We start from the raw sequence: 10,150 nt of genomic DNA on the forward strand, positions 1-10,150 counted from the left end.
CGTCCGGAATGCGTAAAAACAAAGAGATAGAGCGGGAAAGCGATTCCATGAATCGCTTTCCCGCTCTAGTAGACGACACCCGCCGTCACCGGACGGCGGTGTGTCTTATTTTACCAATCACGCGGCCGGCCTCGCCAACCACCGTCCCATCCGTCACGATAATAGGGACGATGGCCATACCAGCCCCAACGCGGCGGTGGCGCCCTGTAATATCCCCAGCCATAACCGCGCGGCGGCCCATAGCGGTTCGGCCGGCATACGCCGCGCGGCGTCAAATGCCAGCCACGGCCGCAGGCATAATCAACGTTGACGACCGGCGCTTTAGCCACGGTCCCAACAGCGGCGATAGGCATTGCTTCTGCCGAAGATACGACAAGGCTGCCGAGTACGGCAGCAACGGCAATCACGGGCAATCTCATCGTGATGATCTCCATTCAAGTCCCTTACAAGCGGATTTAAATCCCCGCTGGCTGAACCCCGGGTGAACCGAAAAAGGCCTTTTCGCGGCAAAATCAAGACGTTGAACGTGAGGTTGCAATGCGCGTGTCGCCCACTGCCGCCTTAGGAGAGACGTTCGCAACAAGAAGTTCAGTATCGACACCACGAGTACGCGTCACGAGAGCGTCATCAACCGCGCTTAAATGAAGACGTTATTTGCGATAGGGAGTTTGAGATGGTCGACGTCGTTTCAAGCAATTCGGAGGGTGGCGACCACCCTATTCACGGCGCAGGCGGTTCCGCCAAATGGTTCCTGCCGCTCTTCGGCATCGTCGTACTCGGCGGCCTTGCTTACGTTGGCTATGCCCTTGGCAACGATCTTGCCAATGCGGCGGCGGTTCCGTGGATCCTGCTCGGATTGGCGTTGCTGATCGCGCTCGGCTTCGAATTCGTCAACGGTTTCCACGATACGGCCAATGCGGTCGCTACCGTCATCTACACCCGTTCGCTGCCGGCCGAATTTGCGGTTATCTGGTCGGGATTCTTTAATTTCCTCGGCGTGCTGACCTCTTCCGGTGCCGTCGCGTTCGGCATTCTGGCGCTGTTGCCCGTCGAACTGATCCTGCAGGTCGGCTCGGGCTCCGGCCTTGCCATGGTCTTCGCCCTGTTGACCGCCGCCATCGTATGGAACCTCGGCACCTGGTATCTCGGCCTACCGGCTTCGAGCTCGCACACGCTCGTCGGCTCCATCATCGGCGTCGGTCTTGCCAATCAGTTCCTGGCGCCGGCCGGTTCCGCCACGAGCGGTGTCGACTGGTCGCAGGCAAGCAATGTCGGCCTGTCGCTGCTGCTGTCGCCGATCATCGGCTTCTGCCTAGCCGCTGTGTTGTTGCTGGTCTCCAAAGTTCTGATCCGCAACAAGGAGCTTTATGAAGCGCCGAAGGGCAATACGCCACCGCCGCTGTGGATCCGCGGCCTGCTGATCTTCACCTGCACCGGCGTCAGCTTCGCCCATGGTTCGAACGATGGCCAGAAGGGCATGGGTCTGATCATGCTCATCCTTATCGGCCTAGTACCGACCGCTTTCGCGCTGAACAAGACGCCCGATGTCAATTACCTCGATGCCTACAAGGCAGCCTCGGCGCAGGTCGAGACGGTACTCGGCAAGTATGTGAAGGCCGGCGTCGCCACGCCCGCAGACCCGAAGGCTGCCGTCAGCGTTGCCGTGAAGAGCAAGACCTGGACGGACGAAACGACGCCAGCACTGCAGGCCTATATCCACGCCACCAGCGCTGAAATCGCCGCCTATCCGAGCGTCGAAAAACTGCCGAACGGCCTGGTCGGCAACGTTCGTAACGACATCTACCTGATCGGTGAATCGTTGAAGCTCATAGACAAGCAGAAGCTGCTGCAGATGAGCCCGGATGATCTGAAGGCCGTGACCAACTATCACGCCGCGGTCGATCACGCGACCAAGTTCATTCCGCTCTGGGTGAAGGTTGCGGTGGCGCTGGCACTCGGCCTCGGCACCATGGTCGGCTGGAAGCGTATCGTCGTCACCGTCGGCGAAAAGATCGGCAAGACGCACCTGACCTATGGCCAGGGCGGCGCCGCCGAAGTCGTCGCCATGCTGACGATCGGTGCGGCCGACCATCTCGGCCTGCCGGTTTCGACCACGCACGTCCTGTCCTCCGGCGTCGCCGGCACGATGGCCGCCAATGGTTCCGGTCTGCAGTGGTCCACCGTCCGCAACATGCTGATGGCCTGGATTCTGACGCTGCCCGCCTCGATCGCGCTTGCCTTCGTGCTGTTCATCGTGCTGCGCCAGGTCTTTTGACCGGTGCCGCCGAGCTATCGAGCTGCGGCGGCTCAGCAGGCAAAAATATCGTCAAGAGATGATGGCGCCCTTGAGGCGCCATTATTCTTGCGGCTTGTTGCCGTTGGCGCCGAGGCCGGAGAGCTTGGCGAGTTCCGAACGGCGATTCGCATAATTCTGGGCGACCATCGGATAGTTGGGAGCAAGACCCCATTTTGCGCGATATTCCTCGGGCGTCATGCCGTAATGAACGCGCAGGTGCCGCTTGAGCGTCTTGAAGCGTTTCCCGTCCTCGAGGCAAATGATGTAGTCGTTCGTCACCGATTTCTTGAGATCGACGGCCGGAACAGGCTTGGCTGACTCCATCGGAGATGCGGATCCATTCAAAGCCTGCAGCGCTTCATGCACATCCGCGATCAGCTTCGGAAGGCTCCCGGCAAGAACAGGGTTGTGGCTGACATAGGCCGAAACAATCTTCACACAGCCGTCAAACAGAACATGCGTTTGCGACTGGGGCAGGTCTCTTCTACTATTGAAAGCGTCCATCATCGTTTCCCGAATCTCATGTGGCCTGGCGTCGGCCGCCTCGCGTGACTGCTTCATGTACAAAGCCATTCGTGAATCTTGCATCGGTTTCAAACTCCACAGGTTTTGGTTGCGGCACCCTTGGCATTTCTTGATGAGGACGCCTGCTCATTGCCGGTCTTTCTTCACGGGCTCTGCATGGCCAGCCGCATCCTTTGCGGGATCTGCAAAGTCCTTTGCAGGATCCGCAAAGTAGGTGGCCAGCTTGGTACACAGGAGGATGAGGGGAATGCCGAGCATGAAGGCGGCATAGGTTGGATTGCCGTTGCAATGACGCAGGGTCTGAAGGATGAGTTTTCGCTCGACATCCTCCACGGTCTGGCCGACGAGAACGCCGACGGCGGTGTTCACGGTGCGCGGCACAAGGTTGTCGTCGCTGGCGGAGAGGTGTGCGACGATTTCATCGATCAGCCGCTCTTCGCTCGCCGTCGCCAGTACGATGCCGGTGGCGCTGTCGAGTTCACAAAAGACATAAAGGCCGTTTTCGGGATCGATCGTGACCCGTCCGGAGGCATTTCCCGAGATGTTGTGAACAACGATGTGCGGCTCGTCTCCGCCCACAAGAGCGAACGGCAAGTCGCTACCGATGTACGAAACGCCGGGGAACAGGCCCTGCAACTCCTCGAATAGCAGACTAAGCCGAGCTTGCGCCTGCACATCCTGTGCGGCCGAGAAATCATGGTCCCGAGCGAAGGAAGGATGTTTGATCATGCCGTCACCTCCGCGATCAAGCCGCGCGTCCCCCCGATGGACTCCTGGCCCCAGGTTCGTTTTGCCGAGCAGCTTCGCGAGACAAGGCGCGGAATATTCATCCAACCTCCCGTAGGCCGAATTTACGCATTTGAGGAAGCTGCTGAAGCGCCATGGGCCTGGACAGAAGGAAGCCTTGCGCATGCGTCCCGCCGGTCGAGCGTGCCGCCTCCAATTGCGCCTCGGTTTCTATGCCCTCGACAACAACCAGGGGCGCCAGACAGGATGCAAAACCGACCAAGTGATACAGGCTATCATGGCCATCCCGGCCGGGCCTGATATCGCGGATGAAGGACGCATCGATTTTGACGATATCGGCCGTAACCTGCAGCAGGTGCGAGGGGGTCGCATAGCCGGTGCCGAAATCATCGATCGCAATGCGGCAACCGAGTGCACGTATCATCTTCAACCGCTCGACGGGCGCGCCGACGAGCGGATAGGTCTCGGTAACTTCAACGACAAGCCGGGACGTGAGCTCGGGCTGGCGGCTGATTCGATTGAAGATATCGGCAAATCGATCCGGCGCGGACAAAGTGGCTGCGGATAGATTGCAGCCGAGTGTCAGTGCCGCATCCGCCGTCAAGGCAGACAGAACCAACTCCAGCATGCGGAGATCGAGGTCGAAGCGACCTTCCAGTCGCTCCAACTGCGGCACGAAGGCGCCTGCGGTGTGAACGACACCCTCGGCATCCGTTACACGCGCCAGGCATTCGGCATAGAGGATCGCTTCAATGTCTTGGGCGTCATGGATCGGTTGTACGACAAAGCTCAAGCCGCCCTTGGCGATTGCCTTTAAAATCAGGGCGCTATGCCCCTTGTCAATCCGGTTTCCTCTACCGCTCATCAAGCCTCCAAAGGCTGCAAGATGGGCAGCGAACAGAAATTCGGAAAGAAAAGGGAACGTCTGAAAAAGACGCAAAGAAGGGGGGAGCATGGGATTTCTGGTGCCTAAAAGCCGCCTTTTCCATCTCCCGGACCCTTTAGCTCAAGGTAACTAGAATTTTCCTTCCCCAAGCAGAAATGTCGCATCAGGGCGACAACTGACTTAGAATCACTATATTACTAATATGTAAACTAGTGTCATCGAACATTCAATTGATACGAGTTTTTCTAGTTACTAATTCAATTACTGCCGAAGCGGGCGGCGACAATCTTCCGCCGCGAACCATGGGGCCGCTATATTGAAGCATGGCTTAGACGCCCAAGTTTCTCCGGCACGGGTTCCGTTAAAATCCTGACAGGCTTACCGTTCGGGATCGCCTGCATCGGACTGCGGCCACCAGTTCGCTTGCCTTGCCTCCCGCAGGGCGTGGTCGAGCGGCGGGAGATCTGCATGCCACAGCCGCTCCCATTCGAGGCTCATGACGCCGTCATAGCGATCGGCGGCCAATGCGGAGAGCAGCGCCGCCATCGGAAACTCGCCGGCGGCGGGGGGCGTGTAAGTATATGGCAGCTTCCCGCTTTGCTTCGAGATGCTGTCCTTCACATGCAGGTGCCTGGTGTTGCGACGGACTTGCTTCCAGGTCTCCGCGGGATCTTGTCCGCCTTTGCGCCAGGTATGATGCGTATCCCAGAGCAGGGCGCAATCGGGTGCCGCTTCCAGAAAGCGGCCGAGCGCGTCCGGATGCACCAGAAAATCGTGTGTCTCCACCATGATATCCGATGCAAAACCCTCGCGCCTGGCCGTCTCGCGCCACCATTCCAGTGTCGACAGCGCCTCGGAAAGTTCGCCGGCATCACCGGTGCCGCCGCCATCGAAAATGCGCAGCGCTTTTATGCCGGCCGCCTCGGCCCAGGGAAGGTAACGCAGGAACTCTTCCTTCGCTTGCGGCGCAGCGCCGACGAGGCGCATCGACGTGTTGAGCGCACAAATGGCCACAGGGGCTCGCTCGAGCGCATGGACAAGGCCTGCCGGAGTGCCGAACCGCTCGGCAAAATAGGCCGGCAGATCGATCATACCGCCGAGAGCACGAATTTCGATCGCATCGAGGCCATGACGTGCGGCCAGAGCCAGGGCTTCATCCAATTCCAGCTCTGCGCAGCCTAGTGTCGAAAATGCCAGCGATATCAGTGGGGCTTTGACGTCAACGGCGGTAACCATCGCATCCTCCGCTTGGTTCCTGGGATATGAATAGGCGACGCTCGCCAACGCGATGTCTCTCGAACCAAGCGCGACGCTAGTAACTAAATGGATAATTGTGAAGCAACCTCTGAGCGTCAAGGGCCATGGTTGTCATGGCTCCCAAAAGGGAGCTCAGCCCACCCTTTCAAATGCGCCGATCCACGGCGTCCATGATTCTTATCAAAGGCCGGGAACATTCCCTTCAGATGATGGTTTTCTGTGCGTGATCGAGGGGCGCGAAAATTCCCACCAAAGCATTGGCGTCCGCCGGCACGGCATGCATCGAGACAAAAATTTCCAAAAAACAATCATTGATGTGGAGGAGAGCATAATGCCGACTGAACAGGGACATGAGTGGATCAAAAGACGTGCATATTCTCTGTGGGAAGAAGCGGGCCGTCCGCACGGCCGTGATCAGGAACATTGGAATCAGGCTGTTGCCGAGCGGGAAGATCTTGAGCGCACGCGGGCTTCCGTGGACGGCGAAGACATTCTCATCAAGTTCAGGGGAAAAAAGCCCATCCTCGGTAAAGCACCAGAACCTCAACCATTCTCGAAATTGACTGGCACGAGATAAGGCTCGGTATCTCCGAGGCAACAGCCAAGCCGTCGCATGGGAAGCTGCCGAGCATGTCGGTGGCCCTAATGAGGTTTGCCGTCACTGATGGCGGTATGCTTGATAAGCGTTAGCTGCCGAAGATCGTCCGCATAGCCTTCAGGAAGGCGCGCGCACTGCGCTCCTGACCTGTTTTGGAGAGAGGCAGATGGCGGACATGATCGGCTCGGGCGGAGAGTCTTGCAGCTATTTCCTCCGCCATGGCCGGGCGCGCGTCGAGCAGCGGCGCAAAGCTCTGTTGATCGATTTCATAGACGGTGACGCGCGTGAGCGCCTGCAGTGTGCAGACTTCGCCCATCCCCGCAAGCAAGCCGCTCTCGCCGAAGAAATCCCCGGGCGAAAGCCGTCTCTGTTCCTGCTCGCCATAGCGCATTGCGAGGATCCCTGCGCGAATGATCATCATCGAGGCCAGCATTTCTCCCTGATGAACAATGATGTCGTTCTTCTGATATTCACGGACCGCGCATGATCGGGCCAGAAGTTCCTTCTCCGACATCGTCAGACCGAAGAAAATGGGAATCGCCTCAATGAGGGCAAGCGGCGTTATTTCAGGCGGCTTGGCGCGCTCTTCGCTGGGCGGTTCGCTCATGAGTGCGATAGCCGATGGTGGCATCGCCAACAGCAATCCGGCGGATTTGCAGTGGCGATAAAACAGATCCATCACTTCATTTCGGGCTTTCGTGCGCAGCGATGGATTCCTGACCCAGAACTGCAGCTCGATTTCCAGGGCGACAGCGTCCAAATTCTTCAGCGCCACCTGTGGGGGCGGTTCCCTGACGATCGAATTACAACCGGCCAAGACCGACTGCATGACGTCCTCGACGATGGAGGGCATCCGCGTCGGCGCCACCCGCACCGTCATTTTGAGAAGATGCGTTTCATCGGGCTGGCTGATGTTCGTCAGTCCGAGTTTGGCAAGGACGCTGTTGGGCAGAGCGACGACGTTGTTTGCTCCGGTCAGAACCTGTGTCGACCGCCAGGTGCTGGCAATGACACGCCCCTCCGTCCCGTCCGCGAGCAGAATCCAATCGCCCAGGGAATAGCTCCGCCCGAGAGTAAGAGCGATGCCGGAGAAGACATCTCCGAGGGTGTTTTGCAGTGCCAGACCGAGGACGATAGCAATCACGCCTGATGTGGCGACCAGTGTTCCGATCGGAATGCCAAGCACGAAGGCCAGCGCCGACAAGGTGACGCAAAGATAGACCAGCCCGACCACGATATCCTGGAGAAGGTGCTCCTCGTGTGGCTTGCCTTCTAGAACCAGATAGATGCGTACGAAGCCGATGATCGCCCATGCGAGATGGAGCCACCACAGCAATTTCGCCATGATGACGGCAAAAGCATGCGCGTCTTCCAGGCCGTAGCCTTGAAACCGGATAGGCGAGATGTCACTGCCGATGAGAACGGCGGTCATCGCGGCAAAGAAGCCAATCTCCACGACAAGCCGGAGGTTCACACGCCAGCGCGGGATCAAATGCCACACGACGATGCCGGCCAGCTCGAGAGTGATCAGCCATGCAAGTGAAGCCCTCGCAAGTCCTTCAAGATATAGCTGCAGCATGATGATCATCTCGGCGCGCGTGGAAAAGCTTCCTGCGAGCCGGACGGCTCGGGCAAATGTGAAAGAACCGCCTCAATCCCAGGCGCGATGGGATGCGACGACGGCTAATGTCGGCAATGTTTGAACATCGGGCCGGTTAGGCAATCTCAGGCCGCCATCGGCTACCGGTAGCCCAATCCCGTTATGTAATCTGCGAGCATATGCTCCTGTAGCTGCTCTTGCTCAAACAGCACCTTCATCGCATCGCGAATATCGAGAACGCCGAGAGGCTTCGAATCCGCGCCGAGTACCGGCATGTTTTGCAGACGCTGCGCCACCATGATCTGCCAGGCGGCCAGGAGCTCGTCATCGGGATCGCAGGAAACGATATTCCGACTCATGAGTGTCACCACCGAAGCGTCCGGTTCTCGGTCCATAAGGTGGCGAATAAGGTCGGACTTGCTGAGCACGCCGGTTGCCTTGCCATTTTCGCCGCTCACGACAGCCAATCCTATCCCGGGATTGGAAAGCGAGAGGGCGGCGGTTTCCAGCGTGGCGTTGATATCGATCACCATCAGGCGAGCCGATGTCATTGTGTTTAGTCGTTCGATCCGCATCATGGCCTCCTGAGGTGTCCGAGGGGCGACAAGTATTTCATTCGAGGTTTCGGCTATCCCCGAGACCGAAGAGCCCGATCGAGGTGGCGCCGCGACGCGGCGCCACTTTCACAACACCAGCAAGTCTTGGGAACGAACAGCGTCAGCCTCTGTGCGAATGCGCGAGCGGGCGAGCACGCATTGTTTTGCTGGCATTTTCACTGACGCCGTGATGATCGATCGTCAGTTCTTGCGAGCAGATTGGCTGAACCACTGGTCGAAGCCGATGGCGCCCAGGCGCGGGTTGTCGCCTTCCTCCGGGACGAGCGAGCGGTCATCCAACTCCGTGCCGAAATAGAGTGCGTGCGGATCCGCAACGACCTTGCGCGGATCATTGGCCGCTTTCAGGAACCGCGCGACAATGTCGGTGAAGCGCCCCCTCTCCGGCCCGGCGATGTAAACGATGCCGTTCGCCGGCGGCGCAAGCGCCACGTCCGCCATGACATCAGCGACGTCGTCCGACGCAATCGGCTGAAAATTGACGGCCGGCAGGTGCACGGTCTCACCGACGGTTGCCGACTGAGCGATGCCGGCCAGGAACTCGAAGAACTGCGTCGAGTGAACGATGGTATAGGGTATCCCGGAACTCCTGATCAGATTCTCCTGGGCCATCTTGGCGCGCAAATAGCCGCTGCGCGGCAGGCGCTCGGTCCCGACGACCGAGAGCGCGATATGATGCTTAACGCCGGCGGCCGCTTCTGCGGCAAGCAGGTTTCGGCCGGAGGTTTCGAAAAACTCCAGAACGGCCTTGTCCTCGAAGGATGGCGAATTTGCCAGGTCAAGCACGACCTGTGCTCCAGCGACGGCCTGGGCCAATCCTTCGCCGGTAATGGTGTTAACCCCCGTATTCGGGGAGGCTGCTATTACTTCATGACCCTTCTTGCGCAGCCTCTCCGCCGTCTTTGAACCGATGAGGCCCGTGCCGCCAATAATAAGGATTTTCATCTCCAGTCTCCCGATTTGCGGTTTTTAAAATCGCGTTGCTCTTGCGGTCGGTCACGACCAATGCCGGGGAGAATGCGCCAGCTCGGCGCGCGAGCCTATCGAACGGAAGCATTGGCCACACGATGCCAAAGTACAGGTCGGATACATCGGGCGGATGGAAATCCTAGTGGAAGCGCGCCCGGGTCTGCGACTTCGGGCACTGGCTGGGTTCGCCGTGCATGCAGATAGCCGGCGGCGACACTTATGCTTCACCCTGAATGCTCGGATTCAAGGCAGTTGTTCCGCCGTGGCCGTCGCGCTGTGCCTCGTTGCCTGAGCAGGCGTTAGGTCGTCGAGCGGTTACCAAATACACGAAAGCCCGCGCGATGGCGGGCTCTCGTGTATTTGGTATCGGTGCGAGGCTATGAAGCTTGGGCTTTCCGGTTATGGTCCGGCGGCTGCGGCGGTATCGCCAGCGAAGCGGAATGCTTTGGGGTATTGATATTGGAATGTTGTTTGGGAAGGCTTGGTTGCGGGGGCAGGATTTGAACCTGCGGCCTTCAGGTTATGAGCCTGACGAGCTACCGGGCTGCTCCACCCCGCGCTATCCGAGCAAACCGCGTTGCGGTTTGTCCGCCCTGAGCGAACCGTTGGGGTTCGTCGGAGCTTGAGCAAGCCGCGTTGCGGCTTGCGTGATCCGGGC

General features: G+C 58.9%; 10 protein-coding genes and 1 tRNA gene. 2 read left to right on the forward strand and 9 right to left on the reverse strand.

The genetic code is table 11. From position 1 onward, the window contains the following. Nucleotides 1-110: 110 nt before the first annotated feature. Nucleotides 111-419, reverse strand: a complete 309-nt coding sequence (locus PH547_RS19300; RefSeq protein ID WP_104824939.1) for a GCG_CRPN prefix-to-repeats domain-containing protein — start codon at nt 417-419, stop codon at nt 111-113. 254 nt (nt 420-673) lie between these two features. On the opposite strand from PH547_RS19300, the gene PH547_RS19305 reads away from it, so the two are divergent. Beyond that, nucleotides 674-2,275: an inorganic phosphate transporter gene (locus PH547_RS19305; protein ID WP_283048451.1), complete on the forward strand. Its 1,602-nt coding sequence runs from the start codon at nt 674-676 to the stop codon at nt 2,273-2,275. Nucleotides 2,276-2,356: 81 nt separating this feature from the next. Here the strand turns inward: PH547_RS19305 and PH547_RS19310 are convergent, their stop codons facing one another. From PH547_RS19310 to PH547_RS19325, 4 genes are all read right to left on the reverse strand, one after another. Then, complete coding sequence (locus tag PH547_RS19310) at nt 2,357-2,857, reverse strand: Ros/MucR family transcriptional regulator (RefSeq protein WP_104821567.1); 501 nt, start codon at nt 2,855-2,857, stop codon at nt 2,357-2,359. A 90-nt stretch (nt 2,858-2,947) separates the two neighbouring features. Beyond that, nucleotides 2,948-3,550 (reverse strand): helix-turn-helix domain-containing protein, encoded by a 603-nt coding sequence (locus PH547_RS19315; RefSeq protein WP_285169099.1) that lies wholly within the window; start codon nt 3,548-3,550, stop codon nt 2,948-2,950. A 97-nt stretch (nt 3,551-3,647) separates the two neighbouring features. Next, nucleotides 3,648-4,433, reverse strand: a complete 786-nt coding sequence (locus PH547_RS19320) for an EAL domain-containing protein (protein ID WP_104824937.1) — start codon at nt 4,431-4,433, stop codon at nt 3,648-3,650. A gap of 399 nt (nt 4,434-4,832) precedes the next feature. Next, nucleotides 4,833-5,690: a sugar phosphate isomerase/epimerase family protein gene (locus PH547_RS19325; RefSeq protein ID WP_283048448.1), complete on the reverse strand. Its 858-nt coding sequence runs from the start codon at nt 5,688-5,690 to the stop codon at nt 4,833-4,835. Between the two features lie 97 nt (nt 5,691-5,787). Here PH547_RS19325 and PH547_RS33950 point away from each other — a divergent pair, with 97 nt between their 5' ends. After that, nucleotides 5,788-6,288, forward strand: coding sequence for a DUF2934 domain-containing protein (locus tag PH547_RS33950; protein ID WP_483315553.1), 501 nt, complete (start codon nt 5,788-5,790; stop codon nt 6,286-6,288). 109 nt (nt 6,289-6,397) lie between these two features. Here the strand turns inward: PH547_RS33950 and PH547_RS19335 are convergent, their stop codons facing one another. The 4 genes from PH547_RS19335 to PH547_RS19350 form a co-directional block, all read right to left on the reverse strand. Continuing rightward, the gene (locus PH547_RS19335) at nt 6,398-7,888 is read right to left on the reverse strand and encodes a cyclic nucleotide-binding domain-containing protein (protein WP_285169100.1); all 1,491 of its coding nucleotides are present in this window, start codon (nt 7,886-7,888) and stop codon (nt 6,398-6,400) included. A gap of 161 nt (nt 7,889-8,049) precedes the next feature. Further along, a complete protein-coding gene (locus PH547_RS19340) occupies nt 8,050-8,484 on the reverse strand; it encodes a CBS domain-containing protein (RefSeq protein WP_104821564.1) in 435 nt (144 codons plus the stop codon). A gap of 222 nt (nt 8,485-8,706) precedes the next feature. After that, nucleotides 8,707-9,468: an SDR family oxidoreductase gene (locus tag PH547_RS19345; RefSeq protein ID WP_104821563.1), complete on the reverse strand. Its 762-nt coding sequence runs from the start codon at nt 9,466-9,468 to the stop codon at nt 8,707-8,709. Nucleotides 9,469-9,974: 506 nt separating this feature from the next. Continuing rightward, nucleotides 9,975-10,051 (reverse strand) — tRNA-Met (locus tag PH547_RS19350). Nucleotides 10,052-10,150: the final 99 nt, after the last annotated feature.

Source organism: Rhizobium cerradonense, from assembly GCF_030182455.1.
Lineage (GTDB): Bacteria > Pseudomonadota > Alphaproteobacteria > Rhizobiales > Rhizobiaceae > Rhizobium.

Excerpts from the sequence above, each read along its gene's own strand:
- PH547_RS19300 (WP_104824939.1), bottom strand. The coding sequence starts at position 419 with ATGAGATTGCCCGTGATTGCCGTTGCTGCCGTACTCGGCAGCCTTGTC.
- PH547_RS19305 (WP_283048451.1), top strand. The coding sequence starts at position 674 with ATGGTCGACGTCGTTTCAAGCAATTCGGAGGGTGGCGACCACCCTATT.
- PH547_RS19310 (WP_104821567.1), bottom strand. The coding sequence starts at position 2,857 with ATGAAGCAGTCACGCGAGGCGGCCGACGCCAGGCCACATGAGATTCGG.
- PH547_RS19315 (WP_285169099.1), bottom strand. The coding sequence starts at position 3,550 with ATGATCAAACATCCTTCCTTCGCTCGGGACCATGATTTCTCGGCCGCA.
- PH547_RS19320 (WP_104824937.1), bottom strand. The coding sequence starts at position 4,433 with ATGAGCGGTAGAGGAAACCGGATTGACAAGGGGCATAGCGCCCTGATT.
- PH547_RS19325 (WP_283048448.1), bottom strand. The coding sequence starts at position 5,690 with ATGGTTACCGCCGTTGACGTCAAAGCCCCACTGATATCGCTGGCATTT.
- PH547_RS19335 (WP_285169100.1), bottom strand. The coding sequence starts at position 7,888 with ATGCTGCAGCTATATCTTGAAGGACTTGCGAGGGCTTCACTTGCATGG.
- PH547_RS19340 (WP_104821564.1), bottom strand. The coding sequence starts at position 8,484 with ATGCGGATCGAACGACTAAACACAATGACATCGGCTCGCCTGATGGTG.
- PH547_RS19345 (WP_104821563.1), bottom strand. The coding sequence starts at position 9,468 with ATGAAAATCCTTATTATTGGCGGCACGGGCCTCATCGGTTCAAAGACG.